Origin of the sequence: Enterobacter sp. MGH119 (genome assembly GCF_001037675.1) — a bacterium.
Lineage (GTDB): Bacteria > Pseudomonadota > Gammaproteobacteria > Enterobacterales > Enterobacteriaceae > Enterobacter > Enterobacter hormaechei_C.
The window spans coordinates 355,898-376,062 of sequence record NZ_KQ089929.1; the positions used below are offsets into that span (position 1 = coordinate 355,898).

A 20,165-nucleotide genomic window follows, 5' to 3' on the forward strand; every position below is an offset into this window, starting at 1 on the left:
TTACGGCGCTCTGGCTTAAAAATAAAATTGATTATATATTTATAATCAATCTTTATAAGTGGTAAGCAACCATGCACATTACATTGCGTCAGCTGGAAGTTTTTGCCGAGGTGCTGAAAAGCGGCTCGACAACCCAGGCGTCACAAATGCTGGCGCTCTCGCAGTCCGCCGTTAGCGCGGCCTTGACCGATCTTGAAGGGCAACTGGGCGTCCAGCTTTTCGACAGGGTAGGGAAGCGGCTGGTGGTGAACGAACATGGCCGCCTGCTGTATCCGCGTGCCCTGGCTTTACTGGAGCAGGCGACGGAGATCGAACAGCTGTTCCGCGAGGACAACGGCGCTATTCGCGTCTACGCTAGCAGCACGATCGGTAACTACATCCTGCCGGAAGTGATTGCCCGCTACCGCCGGGATTTTCCGACCCTGCCGCTGGAGATGAGCGTCGGCAACAGCCAGGACGTGATCAACGCGGTGATTGATTTCCGCGTGGACATCGGGCTTATCGAAGGGCCGTGCCACAACGTGGATATCATTGCGGAGCCCTGGCTGGAGGATGAGCTGGTGGTGTTTGCCTCTCCGGCCTCTTCTTTACTCCAGGGCGAGGTCACGCTGGAGCGGCTGGCGCAAGCGCAGTGGATCCTGCGAGAGCAGGGCTCCGGCACGCGTGAGATTGTCGATTATCTGCTGCTGTCCCATCTACCGCAGTTCCAGTTAGGGATGGAATTAGGTAACTCCGAGGCCATTAAGCATGCCGTACGCCATGGTCTGGGCATTAGCTGTCTTTCCCGACGGGTGATTGCCGAACAGCTGGAAACCGGCTCACTGGTTGAGATCCCCGTTCCGCTGCCGAAGCTGGTGCGCACGCTGTGGTGCATCCATCATCGTCAGAAACACCTTTCCAGCTCGCTCCAGCGTTTTCTGCGCTACTGCGAGATGTAAAAGCGCACCTCACCCTGGCCCTCTCCCCAAAGGGGAGAGGGAAAAATTATGCTTTACTTATAATCCTGGCCGAGTCATGAAGCTCTCTTATAACTGAGTATTTCTGCCGGAAGCAACGCAGATCGTCTGCTACAATCGCGCCTCATTTATTGAATGGACAGCATTTTCACATGGTTTCAGAAACTAAAACCACACAAGCGCCCGCGCTACGTCGCGCACTTAAGGCGCGTCACCTGACGATGATCGCCATTGGCGGCTCAATCGGTACAGGTCTTTTCGTTGCCTCTGGCGCAACGATTTCGGCAGCCGGCCCGGGTGGGGCATTATTCTCTTATATCCTGATTGGCCTGATGGTCTACTTCCTGATGACCAGCCTGGGTGAACTGGCGGCATACATGCCGGTGTCTGGTTCGTTTTCGACCTACGGACAAAAATACGTTGAGGAAGGCTTCGGCTTCGCTCTGGGCTGGAACTATTGGTACAACTGGGCGGTGACCATCGCCGTTGACCTCGTCGCGGCACAGCTGGTAATGACCTGGTGGTTCCCGGACACGCCCGGCTGGATCTGGAGCGCCCTGTTCCTGGCGGTCATCTTCCTGCTGAACTACATCTCCGTGCGCGGTTTCGGCGAAGCGGAATACTGGTTCTCTTTGATTAAAGTGGCAACCGTCATCATCTTTATCGTCGTCGGTGTGGCGATGATCGTTGGTATTTTCAAAGGGGCTGAACCGGCGGGCTGGAGTAACTGGACAATAGGCGATGCGCCGTTTGCCGGGGGCTTCTCGGCGATGATTGGCGTGGCGATGATTGTCGGCTTCTCCTTCCAGGGTACCGAGTTGATTGGCATTGCGGCCGGTGAATCCGAAAACCCGGAGAAGAATATTCCGCGCGCGGTGCGTCAGGTGTTCTGGCGTATCCTGCTGTTCTATGTGTTCGCGATCCTGATTATCAGCCTGATCATTCCGTATACCGACCCAAGCCTGCTGCGTAACGACGTAAAAGACATCAGCGTCAGCCCGTTCACGCTGGTCTTCCAGCACGCGGGTCTGCTCTCAGCGGCGGCGGTGATGAACGCGGTGATCCTGACGGCGGTACTGTCTGCGGGTAACTCCGGGATGTACGCCTCCACCCGCATGCTCTACACCCTGGCCTGCGACGGTAAAGCGCCGCGTATTTTCTCGAAACTGTCTCGCGGTGGCGTGCCACGCAACGCGCTGTATGCGACCACGGTGATTGCGGGTCTCTGTTTCCTGACCTCCATGTTCGGCAACCAGACGGTCTACCTGTGGCTGCTGAACACCTCTGGTATGACGGGCTTCATTGCCTGGCTGGGCATTGCCATCAGCCACTACCGTTTCCGTCGCGGGTACGTCAAGCAGGGGCATGATCTGAATAACCTGCCGTACCGGTCAGGATTCTTCCCGCTGGGGCCGATCTTCGCCTTCGTTCTGTGCCTGATTATTACCCTGGGTCAGAACTATGAGGCCTTCCTTGCGGACACCATTGACTGGGGCGCCGTCACGGCCACCTATATTGGCATTCCGCTGTTCCTGATCATCTGGTTTGGCTACAAACTGACGAAAGGAACACGCTTCGTTCGCTACAGTGAAATGGATTTCCCGGAACGATTTAAATAATAACCGCACTTCCTCTCTTTTAGCCCGCTCAGTTGAGCGGGCTTTTTTATGGCAGATCAGAAGCTGTAGGTCATGCCAACGGTATAGCGGCGGCCATCCAGCACGGTGTCATACGTATCGTAATCAATCTGCTTATCGAGCACGTTATACACACCGGCAGTAACCAGCAGGTTTTTGTTGGCGTTGTAGCGCATACCGACATCAATCTGAGTGTAGGACGGCGTACCCTGGGACATTGACGTGCGGCTCAGGTACTCAGACGTTTTACCGCGCAGGTTCAGACGGCTCCAGAACCCGACGTCTGGCGTCGCCTGCCAGTCCAGGGTGGTGTTGAACATGTGTTTCGGCATTTTGTTCAGTGGCTTGCCGGAGAACTGGCCGCTCTTCTGCTCGGACTCTGTATAGGTGTAGTTTGCAGTCCAGTTCACATCACGCGTGATCTTCCACCCGAAGGAGGACTCCACACCGCGCATGTTGGCTTTGTCCACGTTGACGCGATCGCTGACGAAATCATAGCTGTGACCGCCAATCGTACAGGCGGGATCGGCGCTGCTGTTACAGCGGCGAACTTCCGTAATTTTGTCCTTGAAGTCGGTATTAAACAGCGTTACGCCGGCATTCAGGTCATCGTTGTTATCCCAGAGCAGGGCGAGCTCTTCGCTCAGGCTCTTCTCTGGTTTCAGATCCGGGTTGCCGACGATGATACCGTCAAGACGGCCGCCACCTGTCACCTGGCCCCAGCTGGCAGACGACTGACGCAGATCCGGCGCACGATAGCCAGCAGAAACCCCGCCTTTCAACGTCCACTGATCGGCCAGGTGCCATACGCCGTAACCGCGCGGCGTCCAGTTAGTACCGTAGTTTTGGTCTTTGTCCATACGCAGGCCGCCGGTCAACGTAAAGCTTTCCGTCATTGACCATTCATCTTCGGCAAACAGGGCCCAGCTCCAGCGCGTCAGTTTGTTCAGGCCGTCAGCAGCTTCCAGCTGATTACCGTTGTCGCGCAGTTTCTCATAGCGATACTGCCCGCCGAGGGTCAACGTATGATCGCCGAGGAAAATTTGGTTCTGGTTGTTGAAGGTGGTGTTATAGGAGCGCATTTCGCGACCTGGATTATTGGTCTCTTCCTGCTGGATATAGCTGGTGGTATTGAAGTCTTCGTAATAACCACTGTGGGTTAACGAGTAGGTCGTGTGCTCATAGCGCGAGTCGCTTTTGGTATTTGGCGTACAGGTTGTTCCCCGGCAGGTTTCAGCCGCTTTCGACATCCCCGGGGTGCTGTTTCTGTCCTGAAGTTCGCGAGCAAAGTCGAGGTCGAAATCGTTCTTCTCGTCCGGCGTGAAGTTCAGCGTAATGCCACCGTTACGCATTTTCTGCTCGTTATAGCCGTTCACGATTTTATCTTCTGCGCGGCGTGACAACAGCCCCGTCACCTTTGCGCCCAGAAGTCCGTCGATCAGGGGACCAGAGGCGTAGGCGTTGGTCTGGAAGATATCGCCGGAATCATGATTTTCCTGGAAGGTTGCATCGCCATGCAACGAACCGGTCCAGGCTTTGGTGTTCGAGACTTTTTTGGTAATGACGTTAATGACGCCACCCATCGCATCGGAGCCGTAAAGCGAGGACATCGGGCCGCGGATGACCTCGATGCGCTCAATGGACTCAAGCGGCGGCAGCCAGCCTTGTTCAATACCCGAGTTGTCGCTGTTGGGGCGGGTGCTTCGCGTACTGACGCGTTTGCCGTTCACCAGGAACAGGGTGTACTGAGAGGCCATGCCGCGAATACTGATATCACTGCTGCTCCCGCCGCCAGTGACGACAACACCCGGGACATCTCTCAGGGCATCGGTAACATCACGGTAGGCTTTATCTTCAATCTGCTGTTTCGAAATCACAGAGATGGAGGCGGGGGCATTCTGGATCTTTTGTTCAAAACCCGTTGCAGTGACGACAACGGTGTCCTGATCGGCTGCGTGAACGAAGGGGGAACATGTGGCAGCGCCAATGGCGACGGCCAGGAGCTTAATGCGTGGTATTGTCATTTGTACATTCCGTATAAAAATGAAAAAAACTCCATCGGGATAACCCTGAGAACTGTATGTTTTTGTCTTGTAAGAACTCTTTGAGATGGAGAAGAGTCTGGAATTGTACAAAAGAATGTAGAATTGTAAACACAAATGATAATTGAAATCATTTGTGTTTGAGTGATGACGACGGAAAACAGGCTGGATTCAAGCGGATAGAAGTATGTAAAGAGGGGGAGGGGAAAGACCCGGCAGGCAGGAGGCGCTACCGGGCAAAAGGCGGAACTTACCTGAACAGATGTTCCGCATGGAAGCAAAGATGATCCTCAATAAAGGACGCCATGAAGTAATAGCTGTGGTCGTATCCCGGTTGAATGCGCAGCGTTAGCGGCCAGTCCTTCTGGCGCGCGGCTTCCGCCAGCACCGCAGGCTGTAACTGCCCGGCGAGGAACTGATCGGCATCACCCTGATCCACCAGCATCGGGATAGCGTCTTCTGACTGGCTCGCCAGCATCAGCGCGCAGCTATCCCATTCCTGCCATTTATCTACATCTTCACCCAGATAGTGCCTAAAGGCTTTTTGCCCCCACGGCACCTGCGTTGGGTTCACAATCGGCGCAAATGCGGACACGCTGGTGTATTTCCCCGGATTTTTCAGCGCCATTATCAGCGCCCCGTGGCCACCCATCGAATGTCCGCTTATCGCGCAGCGCTCGCTGACCGCGAACTGAGAGTGCACCAGGGCAGGCAGTTCATCGCGAATGTAGTCATACATGCGGTAATGGCTCGCCCACGGTTGTTCCGTGGCGTTGAGATAGAAGCCAGCGCCTTTACCCAAGTCGTATCCGGCATCGTCGGCCACGTCCTCGCCACGCGGGCTGGTATCTGGCATCACCAGCGCAATGCCCAGTTCGGCGGCAATACGCTGGGCGCCCGCTTTGGTGGTGAAGTTTTCGTCGTTGCAGGTCAGGCCTGAAAGCCAGTACAGCACCGGTGGATTGTCCGCAGGGGGCAGGAAAATGCTGAACGTCATAGCACAATTCAGCGTGGTGGAGTCGTGCCGCCAGCGCTGCTGTCGACCTTCAAAACAACGATGCTCTTCGAGCAGTTCCATGCAGGGCTCCTTATACGAAAGACTATTCATAAAACGCATAATACAGAGTTTTCATTGACCTGTGAGCAACTTTCACTTTCGCAGGACGGCGAGATGTTGCATCATAAATTTACTTTTCTTTAACAATTGGAGCGATCATGGCGCTGCGTATCGCGCTCAGCGGATTTGTGGTTCTGGTCGTGGCGATGGGGATAGGACGCTTCGCCTTCACACCTCAGGTGCCGCTGATGATAGCCGCCGGGCAACTCACGCTTACCAGCGCGGGGCTGGTGGCGGCAATGAACTATCTGGGCTATCTGGTAGGGGCATGGGATGCCATGCGCGCCCATCGCTTCGTTGAAACACGTCTCTGGCTTGGCATCACCGGTGCGGTGGCGCTGACGCTGCTCTCCGCGGCGGCAGAGAATGCCGTTGTTCACGGTCTGCTGCGCTTTGTGATCGGCTGCATGAGCGGCTGGTCGATGGTGCTGATTGCCGCCTGGACCAACGAGCGGCTGGGGCAGCTGGGCAAACCGGGACTCAGTGCGGCCGTCTTTGCCGGACCCGGGGCCGGCATCGCCCTGAGCGGCCTGCTGGCGGTCTATATTCAGGCGAAATCCTTGTCCGCCGGGGCGGCATGGCAAATCTACGGCGTACTTGCGCTGGTGCTGATCGTACTGGTGGCGCGCTACCTGCCGCGCGCAGGTCAGCTTCATCGCCCTGGTACCGCGCCTGAGCCGTTGCTGCTGACTGCGGATCTCCGGCGTCTGGTCTGGAGCTACAGCCTGGCAGGGTTCGGCTATATCCTCCCGGCGACCTTTTTATCGCAAATGGCGGCGGTGCGTTTTCCCGGCAGCCTGTTTGCCCAGTTTGTCTGGCCAATATTTGGCGCCGCCTCGGTGGTGGGGATTGCGCTGAGCATTGCCCTGCGGCATACATCAAGCGCTAACCGCAGGCTGGCGATTGTTCTTTGGTTACAGGGGATTGGCGTGCTGGCGGCCTGGTTGCTGCCGGGCATAGGCGGCTTGCTGACGGGTGGGCTGCTGGTGGGCGGCGGGTTCCTCTGCGCCGTGCAGCTCTCTCTTCTGTACGGTCGCGAGCTGGCGCCAGACCACACGCGTTACATGGCGGGACTGCTCACCACCGGGTATGCCATTGGTCAGCTGGTGGGTCCGGTCACGTCGGCTCTGTCGACCTGGCTCACGCACCGTCTGGAACCTGCGCTGGGGCTGGCGGGGATCGCGCTGTTCGTTGGCGGAGCGTTAGTCTGGAACCGTCAGGCTGAAAGGCAACAGCAATTGCAATAATTATCGTCGTGAATACTGGATTATGTGCGTCGCCTCACGCACAATGAGCGCACACTTTTGCCACAACGAGGGCAAAAGACGCCACACCTGCAGGAGAAAAGAATGTCATCACTCAGTAAAGAAGCAGCCCTTGTCCATGAAGCGCTGGTTGCGCGCGGTCTTGAAACGCCACTGCGCCCGCCCGTGCAGGAGCTGGACAATGTTACCCGCAAGCGTCTGATCGCCGGCCATATGACGGAGATCATGCAACTGCTGAATCTCGATCTGAGCGACGACAGCCTGATGGAGACGCCGCACCGCATCGCGAAGATGTACGTCGACGAAATTTTCTCCGGCCTGGATTACGCGAACTTCCCGAAAATCACCGTCATTGAAAATAAGATGAAGGTCGATGAGATGGTGACGGTACGCGATATCACGCTGACCAGCACCTGCGAGCATCACTTTGTGACCATCGATGGTAAAGCAACGGTGGCCTATATTCCAAAAGATACGGTCATTGGCCTGTCCAAGATCAACCGCATTGTGCAGTTCTTTGCCCAGCGTCCGCAGGTGCAGGAACGTCTGACGCAGCAGATCCTGACCGCACTGCAAACCCTGTTGGGGACTAACAATGTGGCGGTGTCTATCGACGCGGTGCACTACTGCGTGAAAGCGCGCGGCGTGCGTGATGCTACCAGCGCAACCACCACCACTTCGCTGGGCGGCCTGTTCAAATCGAGCCAGAACACCCGCCAGGAGTTCCTGCGCGCCGTGCGTCACCACAACTAATCAGACAGGGCAGGGACCATGGAGCGAAACGTCACGCTCGATTTTGTTCGCGGCGTCGCCATTCTCGGTATCCTGCTGCTGAATATCAGCGCCTTCGGTCTGCCGAAGGCCGCCTATCTGAATCCTGCGTGGTATGGCGACATCACGCGTAGCGACGCCTGGACGTGGGCAATCCTCGATCTCTTTGCACAGGTGAAATTCCTGACCCTCTTTGCGCTTCTGTTTGGCGCGGGACTTCAGCTTCTCCTCAAACGCGGTACGCGCTGGATCCAGTCGCGTTTAACGCTGCTGGTTATCCTCGGTTTTATTCACGGGCTGCTTTTCTGGGACGGCGATATTCTGCTCGCGTATGGTCTGGTGGGCCTGATTTGCTGGCGGCTGATCCGCGACGCACCCGGTGTGAAAAGCCTGTTTAACACCGGCGTGATGCTCTATGTCATGGGACTGGCCGTGTTATTGCTGCTTGGCATGATTGCCGATGATTCCACCAGTCGTTCATGGATCCCGGATGCGGCCAACCTGCAATATGAGCAGTTCTGGAAGCTGAAAGGCGGCATGGAAGCGATCGGCAACCGGGCCGATATGCTCGGCGATAACCTGCTGGCGCTGGGCGCGCAATACGGCTGGCAGCTGGCGGGGATGATGCTGATGGGTGCAGCCCTGATGCGCACCGGCTGGCTGAAAGGGGAATTTAGCCTGCGACACTATCGTCGTACGGGTGCAGGGCTGGTGCTGCTCGGCGTGATCATCAACCTCCCGGCGGTGATGATGCAGTGGCATCTACAATGGGATTACCGTTGGTGTGCGTTCCTGTTGCAGGTGCCGCGCGAACTGAGCGCGCCGTTCCAGACCATTGGCTATGCGGCGCTGATCTATGGCTTCTGGCCCCAGCTTTCTCGCCTGTGGATCGTCAGTGCGGTGGCCTGCGTCGGGCGGATGGCGTTAAGCAATTACATCCTGCAAACGCTGATATGCACCACGCTTTTCTACCGATTCGGCCTGTTTATGAAATTCGATCGCCTGACGCTGCTGGCGTTTGTTATTCCGGTCTGGATTGTTAACGTGGTGTTTTCAGTTGTCTGGCTGCGTTTTTTCCGTCAGGGCCCGCTGGAATGGGCATGGCGACAGTTAACCGCTCGTGCTTCGGGCGTGTCATTGCGTAATACATCCAGATAACGATCTGGATCACAATCATTAACAAAACGGATGTAAGCGTTTTCATCTGTGTGAGCTTCTTCACGTAGTCTCCTCTCTCTCGCTGCCAGAATAGCCACCTTGCTAAACACAGGGGGTGTCTGTGAGTTGCTGCAATCCTTTAAAGGGTGGTGAATATGATCACCATTCGTGACGTCGCCCGCCAGGCGGGTGTTTCTGTTGCTACTGTCTCCCGTGTGCTGAACAACAGTGCGCTGGTCAGCCCTGAAACGCGTGAAACCGTAATGAAAGCCGTGACCCAGCTGGGGTACCGGCCAAACGCCAATGCCCAGGCGCTGGCGACGCAGGTCAGCGATACCATTGGCGTAGTGGTGATGGACGTGTCGGACGCCTTCTTCGGCGCGCTGGTCAAAGCGGTGGATGTGGTTGCCCAGCAGCACCAGAAATATGTGCTGATTGGCAACAGCTATCACGAGGCTGAAAAAGAGCGTTATGCCATTGAGGTACTGATCCGCCAGCGCTGTAACGCCCTGATTGTGCACTCAAAAGCCCTGAGCGATGAAGAGCTGGCCGGGTTTATGGAGCAGATCCCCGGCATGGTGCTGATCAACCGTATCGTCCCCGGCTACGCGCATCGCTGCGTCGGTCTGGATAACATCAGCGGCGCGATGATGGCGACGCGGATGCTCATCAGCAACGGCCATCAGCGCATAGGTTATCTGGCTTCCAGCCACGGTATTGAAGACGACATGATGCGCCGCGAGGGCTGGCAAAACGCCCTGAAAGAGCAGGGCATTGCGCCGCTGGAGAGCTGGGTAGGTAACGGTTCGCCGGACATGCAGGGCGGTGAAGCGGCAATGGTTGAACTGCTGGGGCGTAATCTTCAGCTGACGGCCGTGTTTGCCTATAACGACAGCATGGCGGCAGGTGCGCTTACCGCGCTGAAAGATAATGGCATTGCGGTGCCGCAGCATTTATCGCTGATCGGTTTTGATGATATCCCGATTGCCCGTTACACCGATCCGCAGCTGACAACGGTACGTTATCCCATTGCGTCGATGGCGAAACTGGCGACAGAGCTGGCGTTACAGGGGGCGGCTGGGCTGTTAGATCCGGACGCAACGCATTGTTTTATGCCGACTTTAGTACGCCGCCATTCGGTCGCTATCCGGCAAACTGTGGCTCCGATCACTAACTGATAACATCACGTGATGTAACCGTTTTCAATCTGTGAGTAAATTCACAGTATCTTAACAAGCCGCTGTCTATGATGTCAGCGTTTTAGGGGCTGAAACACAATGTAACGGTGATTATTCACTTTTACCGTTATCACCATGCCTCAAACAACGAATAAAACGCATTTCTGGAGCGTTACCGAACACGGAAGCTGGACATTTTATAAGTGAACTTCGGCGATCAGTAACGTTTTATTAACATCTGCCCGCCGACCGTTTTTCACAAGAACTACCCTGCATAAAAAAACCGGAGATACCATGAATAAGAAGGTGTTGACTCTGTCTGCTGTCATGGCAAGCATGCTTTTTGGCGCAGCAGCACACGCAGCGGATACCCGTATTGGCGTGACTATCTATAAATACGACGATAACTTCATGTCCGTTGTGCGTAAAGCAATTGAAAAAGATGCTAAATCAGCGCCAGACGTGCAGCTGCTGATGAATGACTCCCAGAATGACCAGTCCAAACAGAACGATCAGATTGACGTTCTTCTGGCAAAAGGCGTGAAAGCGCTGGCTATTAACCTGGTTGACCCTGCTGCGGCAGGCACGGTGATCGAGAAAGCGCGCGGCCAGAACGTGCCAATTGTCTTCTTCAACAAAGAACCTTCCCGTAAAGCGCTGGACAGCTACGACAAAGCGTATTACGTGGGTACCGACTCCAAAGAGTCCGGGATTATCCAGGGCGATCTGATTGCGAAACACTGGGCGGCGAACCCAAACTGGGATCTGAACAAAGATGGTCAGATTCAGTTCGTTCTGCTGAAAGGCGAACCGGGCCATCCGGATGCTGAAGCACGTACCACCTACGTTATTAAAGAGCTGAACGACAAGGGCCTTAAAACCCAGCAGCTGGCGTTAGACACCGCAATGTGGGACACCGCTCAGGCGAAAGATAAGATGGACGCGTGGCTGTCCGGCCCTAACGCCAACAAAATTGAAGTGGTCATTGCCAACAACGATGCGATGGCAATGGGTGCGGTAGAAGCGCTGAAAGCACACAACAAATCCGCCATTCCTGTATTCGGTGTGGATGCCCTGCCAGAAGCGCTGGCGCTGGTGAAATCTGGCGCTATGGCCGGTACCGTGCTGAACGATGCTAACAACCAGGCGAAAGCCACCTTCGATCTGGCGAAAAACCTGGCCGATGGTAAAGGTGCCGCTGACGGGACTAACTGGAAAGTTGACAACAAAATCGTTCGCGTTCCTTACGTGGGCGTAGACCAGTCCAACCTGGCTGAGTTTATCGGTAAATAAGTTATCTGCATTGTCTTCACTGGGCGCAATTCGTTGCGCCCTTTTATAACGCGATATGCGAGGCCAACAAGGTATAATTATGGTCAGCACAACTACTCAGTCGTCCGGTGAATACTTGTTGGAAATGACCGGTGTCAATAAGTCATTCCCCGGTGTTAAGGCGCTCGATAATGTTAATTTAAAAGTTCGTCCTCACTCTATTCATGCATTAATGGGTGAAAACGGTGCGGGTAAATCAACATTATTAAAATGCCTTTTTGGGATCTATCAAAAAGATTCTGGCAGCATTCTTTTTCAGGGAAAAGAGATCGACTTCCATTCAGCGAAAGAAGCGCTGGAGAACGGTATCTCGATGGTACACCAGGAATTAAACCTGGTCCTGCAACGTTCAGTTATGGATAATATGTGGTTGGGTCGTTATCCAACCAAAGGTGTCTTTGTCGATCAGGATAAAATGTATCGCGACACCAAAGCCATTTTTGATGAGCTGGATATTGATATCGACCCGCGCGCCCGCGTCGGGACATTATCCGTTTCCCAGATGCAGATGATCGAAATTGCCAAAGCGTTCTCCTATGATGCGAAAATTGTGATCATGGATGAACCGACATCGTCATTAACGGAAAAAGAGGTTAACCACCTTTTTACCATTATTCGTAAGCTGAAAGATCGCGGCTGTGGCATTGTCTATATCTCACATAAAATGGAAGAGATCTTCCAGCTGTGCGATGAAATCACCATCCTGCGCGACGGTCAGTGGATTGCCACCCAGCCGCTGGAAGGGCTGGACATGGACAAGATCATCGCCATGATGGTTGGCCGTTCTCTGAACCAGCGCTTCCCGGATAAAGAAAACAAGCCAGGCGAAGTGATTCTGGAGGTGCGTAACCTGACCTCGCTGCGTCAGCCGTCTATCCGCGATGTCTCTTTCGATCTGCACAAGGGGGAGATCCTTGGCATCGCAGGGCTGGTGGGCGCTAAGCGCACCGATATCGTGGAAACCCTGTTTGGTATCCGTGAGAAAGCCGAAGGCACCATTACGCTGCACGGTAAGAAGATCAACAACCACAACGCCAACGAAGCCATTAATAATGGCTTTGCGCTGGTGACGGAAGAGCGTCGTTCCACCGGTATTTACGCTTATCTGGATATTAACTTTAACTCGTTAATTTCTAATATTCGCAATTACAAAAACAAGGTCGGGCTGCTGGATAATTCCCGCATGAAGAGCGATACCCAGTGGGTGATTGACTCCATGCGCGTGAAAACGCCGGGCCACCGCACGCAAATTGGCTCACTTTCGGGAGGAAACCAGCAGAAAGTCATTATTGGTCGCTGGCTATTAACCCAGCCTGAAATTCTGATGCTGGATGAACCTACGCGCGGTATCGACGTGGGTGCAAAATTCGAGATTTATCAGCTTATCGCAGAGCTGGCGAAAAAAGATAAAGGGATCATTATTATTTCTTCCGAAATGCCGGAATTGTTAGGGATCACAGACCGTATTCTGGTTATGAGCAATGGTCTCGTTGCCGGTATTGTTGAAACCAAAACGACAACGCAAAACGAAATTTTGCGTCTTGCGTCTTTGCACCTTTAAGATCAGGGGCTCCTCATGAGTGCGTTAAATAAAAAAAGTTTTCTCACTTATCTGAAAGAAGGCGGTATTTACGTTGTTCTTTTAGTCTTGCTGGCGATTATTATTTTCCAGGACCCTACGTTCTTAAGTCTGCTGAACTTGAGTAACATTCTGACCCAGTCTTCCGTACGTATTATTATCGCGCTTGGCGTGGCGGGACTTATCGTTACCCAGGGGACTGACCTTTCGGCAGGGCGCCAGGTGGGTCTGGCGGCGGTCATTGCGGCGACCCTGTTGCAGTCGATGGAAAACGCCAACAAGGTATTCCCGGAGATGGCGACCATGCCGATTTTCGTGGTGATCCTGATCGTGTGTGCCATCGGCGCGGTAATTGGCCTGATTAACGGCATCATCATTGCTTACCTGAACGTGACGCCATTCATCACTACGCTTGGCACGATGATCATCGTTTATGGTATCAACTCCCTGTACTACGATTTCGTCGGCGCGTCTCCAATCTCTGGCTTCGACAGCGGCTTCTCGACCTTCACGCAGGGGTTTGTTGCGCTCGGCAGCTTCCGTCTCTCCTATATCACCTTCTATGCGCTGATTGCGGTGGCATTCGTCTGGATCCTGTGGAACAAAACCCGCTTCGGTAAAAACATCTTTGCTATCGGCGGTAACCCGGAAGCGGCGAAGGTCTCCGGGGTCAATGTGGCTCTGAACCTGCTGATGATTTATGCCCTGTCCGGGGTCTTCTACGCCTTCGGCGGGATGCTGGAAGCAGGCCGTATCGGCTCTGCAACCAACAACCTCGGCTTTATGTACGAACTGGATGCGATTGCGGCCTGCGTGGTTGGCGGCGTCTCCTTCAGCGGCGGCGTGGGTACCGTGCTGGGCGTGGTGACCGGTGTGATCATCTTCACCGTTATCAACTACGGCCTGACCTACATCGGTGTGAACCCGTACTGGCAGTACATTATCAAGGGTGCGATCATCATCTTCGCAGTTGCCCTGGATTCACTGAAGTACGCGCGTAAGAAATAAGCGCTGGAATGAAAGAACCCGCAGCGATGCGGGTTTTTTTATGAGAAAAGTGAAGCGATAAGCGATTTTGAAACGGGCACTAGTCCGGTTTGAAGCCCAAAGGGTTTAAAGATTTTATTTATGACGTCAGCGGAATAATTGCCTCTGTTATTTTCTACATCCGACAATGTTTTCCGGGATACGCTGACCAGCTTTGCATATTCATCCTGCTTCAGCCCTAACACCTCGACCCTGAGCCTTTTCAGCGCCTCTCCCTGTGTGATTTTCCCCAGCAAAATGTCCCGTATGGCTGCATGCAGTACAGCCTGGCGATCGAGAGTACTAATCCGCGTTAAGCCTTGTGTAACGCGTTGCCTCTTCACTACCGATGGCTTATCCGGCTCTTCCGCCTCGTCATGATGTCGCTTTTTATTTACGCTGCGTACTTGAGCTAATGTCTGTAAAAGCTCTGATTCAGCTTCATTAGGTGTTTTCATAATAAACCCCAACGGGAAAGTTTATCCGGGATGTAGCGAAAACCCATCGCGGGCATTTCCATTATCTGTTCGGGAACGCCTCGCGCCGCCAGCCTTTCCGGGAGATCAATAAGCTGAACGGCTGTTTCATGCAGAGCATCAAGTAATGTTGCGGGAGGGATCCACTCCGCCAGCGTTTGTGCGATAGTGTTGAAATTATAATCCCCCCCTGATTCGCAAGATAATGACCACTTCAGGGTTCTTGGTATCCCTTCAGGATCGGCTTTCATCGGCGCAAAGTCATATACAGGGGAGAGCATAATTTGATTTTCAGCCTTCACAAAGGCGGTATTTCGCCCATGGTTGTCACTATTTCCAAAAATAATATTTAGCAGATCGCGACGCACCCATTCTGTTACAAATCCCGGAATATCAAAATGATAACCCTGCTGCTGGACCATATGGCTGGAGGTGATTTTATTAATTAACGCGCGCAACGTTGTCTCATGATCAAGGAGGGTGCCGGGTGCCTTTTGTAATAGCGAATACACCGATTCCATACCCAGCCTGACCAGTTGGTCCTGCTCATTTCTCACTATGTCGAAACGCGGTAACCACAGAGACGGGTAATGGCTACCTTCTTCAAGGCGCATTGTTTCCACTGGGATCGTGGAAAAACCCATCGCGTTAAGCTCATGATAATAATGGAATTCAGCTCGCAGAATATTACAATCCACTTCTGTCCTGTTACCGCGTGGATATTTAACCAAATAATAGCGGTCCCGGTTATCCGGCTCGTTTTGCCAGGTATCGATCCAGATGGCATCAGTTTCACTACAGCGCAGCAAAAGTTTAGGCGCTTCACCGCCAGCACCGGTTGCACCACCCGCCGCCGCGCCTCTTTCCTGGGCATAATCCAGAAAATCGGCCGCACGATCGATGACGTCCGCAACCGTAAACGTTTTAGTGCTGGCGAATTTATTCCATTCTGGGACGGATTCCTTTATGCGCAAATTCCCCACAGGGGACATTGTGCCAAATTTCAGCAATAAGAAATTTTGCTGGCCAACGGGTAACTCACTGATGTCGAGCGCATTAATCCAGTAACGGCGGCTTGCTCCGGCGGGAATGATATCGTCGATAAATCGCAGCCAGCCCGGTTGGCCATGGTCATCAAAAAAGAGTGATACAGGGTGATTGACTGAGACTGCGTGAAAATCATCATAGTCGAGAAAATTAATCGCATACTCAGTAAGATAGTCTAACTGCGTGGTATTCCAGTCATTTTTTTCACTTCCAGGATATTTGATGAGAGCGATATCCGTCCATGTTTCGTTCAGATATGCCTGTACGGTTAACGTCTCCATCTCACCTCCATAACGCGACAATGTGTAAAATATTACTCATAGTCAGTGATAAAAACAAGTATTGCTACTTATATCACTCATTAGGTGTCTAAAAAGAGAGTAATGCGTTTTATATCACGCACTGTAGATCTGGATTACTTCTTCTGAATTTCCAGCAACTGCTCCGGCGTTACCGCCGGATAACCCTGCGCATCTTCCGGCACTTCATGCATCGTTGGGATCGGCACCAGCGGGCCTAAAAAGCGCGGTTCACGTTTGAACAGGTACAGGTCAGCCAGCGCGCCGAAACGGGCGCCAAACTCACGCACGCGCACGCTCAGCATATCTTTTGGCGATGGCACCGCATAACACTGCGCCTGAATGCCCATATGCAGGGCGATAAACAGCGCCCGCTCGCAGTGGAAACGCTGGGTAATGATGATGAAATCATTGGTGTCGAACACCTTGCGGGTACGCACGATGGAATCAAGCGTGCGGAATCCGGCGTAGTCGAGCACGATATCGGCCGGGTCGACGCCTGCGGCAATCAGATCTTTGCGCATCGTCACCGGCTCGTTATAGCTTTGCAGCGCGTTATCGCCGCTCAACAGCAGATAGTTCACCTTGCCGCTGTTATAGGCGTTCAGCGCGCCTTGAATACGATACCGGTAATACTGATTTATGACGCCGGTGCGGTAATACTTGGCGGTGCCAAGCACCACGCCAACCTGACGGTAGGGGAGGTCCTGTAGGTCATCAAAAATGTAGGGGGCTGTTTTCCAGCTCATCCAGCGGTCGAGACCCAGCACGATCAACAGCAGTATGCCGACCAGGACAGACAGGCTGTAAAACACGCGCTTTAACATGCAGATGGCTCGTACCGATGATGAAATTTCCCTCAGGCTACTGTACCCGCCTGGTTAGCGCAAGAAACAGCGATTCAACTGAGGGGTTTTTCGTCAGACTAGCGGGCAACTCTGCCCGCCGAACAGATTATGCCAGCAGCACGCGGTCGATGGTTGAACAGCCCAGCGCTTTCAGCGTGGCTGCGGTCGCGTCCCACTGGATCAGCGGCGCATCGGCCTTTTCAGCCAGGATTGCGCGCTGAATATCCGGGTAGTCATACCCGTTCAGGCTAAGCAGGTTCAGGGCGCCCTGAAGCGGAGGCAGCGTAGGGTTAAACGCGGCGTTCTCTGCGTAACTGCCGGTGAAGATGCGGCCGTCGCGGCACTGAAGGGCGACGCCGCTTGGAGATTTGCTGTATGGCGTGTGGCTTTTATTGGCGGCGGCAATGGCCGCTTCGTTCAGCTCATCCCCTGAGAGCGCATAACCGTGGTCCTGCTCGTCCATCAGCAGGGTTTTGATCTCAAGATCTTTCGGGCCGAAAGCATCCGGCAGGTAATCACTCAGCGTATGCGGTGCGCGTCCCGGCAGGTTGATACGCAGTTCAAGACCGCTGTTCAGCTCATTCATAAACTGGCGGCAGTGGCCGCAAGGGGTATAGTTGACGGTGATGGCGCGCAGGGCTTTTTCGCCGCGTAGCCAGGCGTGACTGATGGCGCTCTGCTCCGCGTGGACGGTTTGCTGCATGGTCGCACCGAGAAACTCCATGTTTCCGCCGAAGTACCAGGTCCCGCTCACACCGCGCGCAATTGCGCCTACGTTAAAATGGGAAAGGTCAGCGCGGGCGCAGGCAGCCGCCAGGGGCAGCAGGGCGAAAGCCAGCGCGTCTTCGTCCAGCCCCGTTGCCTGTTTAAGCGTCGTGACCTGATCTGCCGTCAGCAGGGCGGGGAAATGCGCATCCGCCAGAACCGGAGCCAGGGCTGATTGCAAATTCTCTGCAAGCTGAGAGAAAGCAGCTTGAAAACGTGGATGCATGACGTTGCCTCATCAAGGTTAATGGATCGGTAGTGTACGGAGCCGTACGGCCTTTATATGTGATCCAAATCTCATTATGTGTGCAACTTATGAAATGAAAATGAAATTTGCGCGACGCATCGCAAATTTTAGCCCATTACTGCCAGAATAATCGGGAAGATAAACGGCGCGACCAGGGAAGTGATAATCCCGCAGATCACCAGCGCCAGCGAGCTGAATGCCCCTTCCTGATAATCCAGTTCCGCGCAGCGTGCGGTGCCCAGCGCGTGCGAGGCGGTACCCATCGCCAGACCGCGTGCCGCTTTGGTACGAATTTTCATGATATTCAGCAGCGTATGACCAAACACCGCGCCCAGGATACCGACGAAAATCACGCACACGGCGCTGATGGCCGGAATGCCCCCGATGCTGCCGCCCACGGCCATGGCAATCGGCGTGGTGACGGATTTAGGCAGGATAGAGGCGGCGATCTGCGGCGATGCGCCCATCATTAAGGCCACCGAGGTGCCGGTGATCATCGCAACAAGGCTCCCCACGAAGCAGATGGTTATGATGGATTTCCAGCGCGCGCGGATCTGATGCAGTTGCTCATATAAAGGAAACGCCAGCGCCACCACGGCAGGCTGCAACAAATCGTTAAGGATCTTGCTCCCGGCGAAGTAACGCTCATAAGAAATGCCGGTGAGCAGCAGAAAAGGAATAATCACCACCATGGCGACCAGCAGCGGGTTGAGCAACGGCATTTTGAAACGCACCGCAAGCTTACGCGCAGCAAAGAACACCACCAGGGTTAACGGCAGGGACCACCAGATATTCGCCATCATTTTTTTGTTTTCTCCCCGACGACCTTACGTTCGCCATGCACAATGTGTGAACTCCAGCTGACGACGAGGAAAACCACCAGCGTACTGATGGCGCAGGAGACCACAATCGGGCCGAACTGCGCTTTAAGCACATCGTAATACTGCATAACCCCAACGCCGATAGGCACAAAAAGCAGGGCCATGTAGCGAATGAGAACGAAGCACCCTGGGTTGACCCATTTTGCGGGCAGCACCTGTAATGCCAGCAGTACAAACAGGATCAGCATGCCGATAATGCTGCCGGGTATCGTAATCGGCAGCAGCGAAGCGATAAAAATGCCGGCGTACAGGCAGGCATAAATGAGGACGAAGGCGCGAAGGTATTGCCAGATAGTATTCAGTGATTTGCTCATGGTGAAAGTCCTTGCTGAGACGTATTCATCATACAATTAAACCTGAAAATGTGCCACGGATCACATCATGAATTTTGGGCATACCAGACATTCCGGAATGGAACGCCGGGCTTTCAACATACATAGAGAGCAGCTACTATAGCGCGTCTTTTTTCACAGGTACTCAGAATGCGTGTTTTACTGGCCCCGATGGAAGGCGTGCTCGACTCTCTCGTGCGCGAGCTGCTTACCGAGGTGAACGATTACGATCTCTGCGTGACGGAGTTTCTGCGCGTGGTCGATATGTTGCTGCCAGAAAAATCATTTTATCGTCTCTGTCCGGAACTGCATCGTCAGAGCCGCACGCCGTCCGGTACGCTGGTGCGCGTCCAGCTGCTCGGCCAGTATCCTGAGTGGCTGGCTGAAAACGCCGCCCGCGCGGTAGCGCTTGGTTCGTACGGCGTCGATCTTAACTGCGGCTGTCCGTCAAAGCTGGTCAACGGCAGCGGCGGGGGGGCGACGCTACTTAAAGATCCGGAGCTGATTTATCGCGGCGCAAAGGCCATGCGTGAGGCAGTGCCATCGCATCTGCCGGTGACGGTCAAAGTCCGTCTGGGATGGGACAGCGGCGATAAGCAGTTTGAAATTGCTGACGCGGTGCAGCAGGCGGGCGCCACCGAGCTGGTGGTGCACGGGCGAACCAAAGAGGATGGTTATAAAGCCGAGCGCATTAACTGGCAGGCGATTGGCGAGATCCGCAAACGGCTTACGATTCCGGTGATTGCCAACGGCGAAATCTGGGATTACGAGAGCGCGCAGGCCTGCCTCAAAGAGACCGGCTGTAATGCCGTGATGATTGGCCGCGGTGCGCTGAACGTGCCGAACCTCAGCCGGGTGGTGAAATATAATGAACCGCGGATGCCGTGGGCGGATGTGGTGAAACTACTGCAAAAATACACGCGGCTGGAAAAGCAGGGCGATACCGGCTTGTATCACGTCGCGCGCATTAAACAGTGGCTGAGTTATTTGCGTAAAGAGTACGACGACGCGCTGGGATTATTTCAGGAGATCCGTACCCTACAGACGTCTGCGGATATTGCCCGGGTGATCCAGTCGAAGTCCTGAGCGAAGTGTGAAGAGTTTGCCCGGCGCGGAGCCGGGCAACGGAATCAGAAAATCATCTTGAATACGCCGGTTACCACCAGCAGCCCTATCAGAAATATAATCAAAATAACCCACAATAATATT

The 20,165-nt window shown here is 54.1% G+C and carries 18 protein-coding genes; 10 read left to right on the forward strand and 8 right to left on the reverse strand.

All coding sequences use genetic code 11. The annotated features are described in order from the left end of the window. The first annotated feature begins 71 nt into the window (after positions 1 to 71). Positions 72 to 938 (forward strand): DNA-binding transcriptional regulator YeiE, encoded by an 867-nt coding sequence (yieE, locus tag SK53_RS01625; RefSeq protein ID WP_003859337.1) that lies wholly within the window; start codon positions 72 to 74, stop codon positions 936 to 938. 170 nt (positions 939 to 1,108) lie between these two features. Continuing rightward, on the forward strand, positions 1,109 to 2,575 hold the full coding sequence (locus SK53_RS01630; RefSeq protein ID WP_003859336.1) for an amino acid permease: 1,467 nt from the start codon (positions 1,109 to 1,111) through the stop codon (positions 2,573 to 2,575). Between the two features lie 56 nt (positions 2,576 to 2,631). Here SK53_RS01630 and SK53_RS01635 read toward each other — a convergent pair whose 3' ends face one another. Continuing rightward, positions 2,632 to 4,617: a ligand-gated channel protein gene (locus tag SK53_RS01635; RefSeq protein ID WP_045896695.1), complete on the reverse strand. Its 1,986-nt coding sequence runs from the start codon at positions 4,615 to 4,617 to the stop codon at positions 2,632 to 2,634. Positions 4,618 to 4,885: 268 nt separating this feature from the next. Next, positions 4,886 to 5,713, reverse strand: coding sequence for an S-formylglutathione hydrolase (gene fghA / locus SK53_RS01640; protein ID WP_048208343.1), 828 nt, complete (start codon positions 5,711 to 5,713; stop codon positions 4,886 to 4,888). A gap of 137 nt (positions 5,714 to 5,850) precedes the next feature. Here fghA and SK53_RS01645 point away from each other — a divergent pair, with 137 nt between their 5' ends. The 7 genes from SK53_RS01645 to mglC all read left to right on the forward strand — a co-directional run bounded on the left by SK53_RS01645 (position 5,851) and on the right by mglC (position 14,043). After that, complete coding sequence (locus SK53_RS01645) at positions 5,851 to 6,999, forward strand: YbfB/YjiJ family MFS transporter (protein WP_003859330.1); 1,149 nt, start codon at positions 5,851 to 5,853, stop codon at positions 6,997 to 6,999. A 102-nt stretch (positions 7,000 to 7,101) separates the two neighbouring features. After that, positions 7,102 to 7,770 carry a GTP cyclohydrolase I FolE gene (gene folE, locus SK53_RS01650; protein ID WP_003859328.1) on the forward strand — a complete coding sequence of 223 codons (669 nt, stop codon included), beginning with the start codon at positions 7,102 to 7,104 and terminating at the stop codon, positions 7,768 to 7,770. Between the two features lie 18 nt (positions 7,771 to 7,788). Beyond that, the gene (gene yeiB, locus SK53_RS01655) at positions 7,789 to 8,946 is read left to right on the forward strand and encodes a DUF418 domain-containing protein YeiB (RefSeq protein ID WP_032659578.1); all 1,158 of its coding nucleotides are present in this window, start codon (positions 7,789 to 7,791) and stop codon (positions 8,944 to 8,946) included. A gap of 155 nt (positions 8,947 to 9,101) precedes the next feature. Beyond that, complete coding sequence (gene galS / locus SK53_RS01660) at positions 9,102 to 10,124, forward strand: HTH-type transcriptional regulator GalS (RefSeq protein ID WP_048208345.1); 1,023 nt, start codon at positions 9,102 to 9,104, stop codon at positions 10,122 to 10,124. 294 nt (positions 10,125 to 10,418) lie between these two features. Continuing rightward, positions 10,419 to 11,417 carry a galactose/glucose ABC transporter substrate-binding protein MglB gene (gene mglB / locus SK53_RS01665; RefSeq protein WP_003859322.1) on the forward strand — a complete coding sequence of 333 codons (999 nt, stop codon included), beginning with the start codon at positions 10,419 to 10,421 and terminating at the stop codon, positions 11,415 to 11,417. Positions 11,418 to 11,496: 79 nt separating this feature from the next. Then, on the forward strand, positions 11,497 to 13,017 hold the full coding sequence (gene mglA, locus SK53_RS01670) for a galactose/methyl galactoside ABC transporter ATP-binding protein MglA (RefSeq protein WP_003859320.1): 1,521 nt from the start codon (positions 11,497 to 11,499) through the stop codon (positions 13,015 to 13,017). Positions 13,018 to 13,032: 15 nt separating this feature from the next. Next, positions 13,033 to 14,043, forward strand: a complete 1,011-nt coding sequence (gene mglC, locus SK53_RS01675) for a galactose/methyl galactoside ABC transporter permease MglC (RefSeq protein WP_003859318.1) — start codon at positions 13,033 to 13,035, stop codon at positions 14,041 to 14,043. A 38-nt stretch (positions 14,044 to 14,081) separates the two neighbouring features. Here the strand turns inward: mglC and SK53_RS01680 are convergent, their stop codons facing one another. The 6 genes from SK53_RS01680 to SK53_RS01705 form a co-directional block, all read right to left on the reverse strand. Then, complete coding sequence (locus SK53_RS01680) at positions 14,082 to 14,519, reverse strand: helix-turn-helix transcriptional regulator (protein ID WP_003859317.1); 438 nt, start codon at positions 14,517 to 14,519, stop codon at positions 14,082 to 14,084. After that, positions 14,516 to 15,865 carry a type II toxin-antitoxin system HipA family toxin gene (locus SK53_RS01685; protein WP_023314540.1) on the reverse strand — a complete coding sequence of 450 codons (1,350 nt, stop codon included), beginning with the start codon at positions 15,863 to 15,865 and terminating at the stop codon, positions 14,516 to 14,518. The genes SK53_RS01680 and SK53_RS01685 overlap by 4 nt, the downstream gene beginning before the upstream one ends. 134 nt (positions 15,866 to 15,999) lie before the next feature. Beyond that, positions 16,000 to 16,710: an outer membrane permeability protein SanA gene (gene sanA, locus SK53_RS01690; RefSeq protein WP_003859314.1), complete on the reverse strand. Its 711-nt coding sequence runs from the start codon at positions 16,708 to 16,710 to the stop codon at positions 16,000 to 16,002. 127 nt (positions 16,711 to 16,837) lie between these two features. Then, on the reverse strand, positions 16,838 to 17,722 hold the full coding sequence (gene cdd / locus SK53_RS01695; protein ID WP_048208347.1) for a cytidine deaminase: 885 nt from the start codon (positions 17,720 to 17,722) through the stop codon (positions 16,838 to 16,840). Between the two features lie 128 nt (positions 17,723 to 17,850). Continuing rightward, a complete protein-coding gene (locus SK53_RS01700; protein WP_003859310.1) occupies positions 17,851 to 18,546 on the reverse strand; it encodes a CidB/LrgB family autolysis modulator in 696 nt (231 codons plus the stop codon). Next, positions 18,543 to 18,938 carry a CidA/LrgA family protein gene (locus SK53_RS01705; RefSeq protein ID WP_003859308.1) on the reverse strand — a complete coding sequence of 132 codons (396 nt, stop codon included), beginning with the start codon at positions 18,936 to 18,938 and terminating at the stop codon, positions 18,543 to 18,545. The genes SK53_RS01700 and SK53_RS01705 overlap by 4 nt, the downstream gene beginning before the upstream one ends. Before the next feature lie 168 nt (positions 18,939 to 19,106). On the opposite strand from SK53_RS01705, the gene dusC reads away from it, so the two are divergent. After that, on the forward strand, positions 19,107 to 20,042 hold the full coding sequence (gene dusC / locus SK53_RS01710; protein ID WP_003859306.1) for a tRNA dihydrouridine(16) synthase DusC: 936 nt from the start codon (positions 19,107 to 19,109) through the stop codon (positions 20,040 to 20,042). Positions 20,043 to 20,165 lie beyond the last annotated feature (123 nt).

Bases quoted from the DNA above. Each gene is read 5' to 3' on its own strand.
- yieE (WP_003859337.1), top strand. From the start codon at position 72: ATGCACATTACATTGCGTCAGCTGGAAGTTTTTGCCGAGGTGCTGAAA.
- SK53_RS01630 (WP_003859336.1), top strand. From the start codon at position 1,109: ATGGTTTCAGAAACTAAAACCACACAAGCGCCCGCGCTACGTCGCGCA.
- SK53_RS01635 (WP_045896695.1), bottom strand. From the start codon at position 4,617: ATGACAATACCACGCATTAAGCTCCTGGCCGTCGCCATTGGCGCTGCC.
- fghA (WP_048208343.1), bottom strand. From the start codon at position 5,713: ATGGAACTGCTCGAAGAGCATCGTTGTTTTGAAGGTCGACAGCAGCGC.
- SK53_RS01645 (WP_003859330.1), top strand. From the start codon at position 5,851: ATGGCGCTGCGTATCGCGCTCAGCGGATTTGTGGTTCTGGTCGTGGCG.
- folE (WP_003859328.1), top strand. From the start codon at position 7,102: ATGTCATCACTCAGTAAAGAAGCAGCCCTTGTCCATGAAGCGCTGGTT.
- yeiB (WP_032659578.1), top strand. From the start codon at position 7,789: ATGGAGCGAAACGTCACGCTCGATTTTGTTCGCGGCGTCGCCATTCTC.
- galS (WP_048208345.1), top strand. From the start codon at position 9,102: ATGATCACCATTCGTGACGTCGCCCGCCAGGCGGGTGTTTCTGTTGCT.
- mglB (WP_003859322.1), top strand. From the start codon at position 10,419: ATGAATAAGAAGGTGTTGACTCTGTCTGCTGTCATGGCAAGCATGCTT.
- mglA (WP_003859320.1), top strand. From the start codon at position 11,497: ATGGTCAGCACAACTACTCAGTCGTCCGGTGAATACTTGTTGGAAATG.
- mglC (WP_003859318.1), top strand. From the start codon at position 13,033: ATGAGTGCGTTAAATAAAAAAAGTTTTCTCACTTATCTGAAAGAAGGC.
- SK53_RS01680 (WP_003859317.1), bottom strand. From the start codon at position 14,519: ATGAAAACACCTAATGAAGCTGAATCAGAGCTTTTACAGACATTAGCT.
- SK53_RS01685 (WP_023314540.1), bottom strand. From the start codon at position 15,865: ATGGAGACGTTAACCGTACAGGCATATCTGAACGAAACATGGACGGAT.
- sanA (WP_003859314.1), bottom strand. From the start codon at position 16,710: ATGTTAAAGCGCGTGTTTTACAGCCTGTCTGTCCTGGTCGGCATACTG.
- cdd (WP_048208347.1), bottom strand. From the start codon at position 17,722: ATGCATCCACGTTTTCAAGCTGCTTTCTCTCAGCTTGCAGAGAATTTG.
- SK53_RS01700 (WP_003859310.1), bottom strand. From the start codon at position 18,546: ATGATGGCGAATATCTGGTGGTCCCTGCCGTTAACCCTGGTGGTGTTC.
- SK53_RS01705 (WP_003859308.1), bottom strand. From the start codon at position 18,938: ATGAGCAAATCACTGAATACTATCTGGCAATACCTTCGCGCCTTCGTC.
- dusC (WP_003859306.1), top strand. From the start codon at position 19,107: ATGCGTGTTTTACTGGCCCCGATGGAAGGCGTGCTCGACTCTCTCGTG.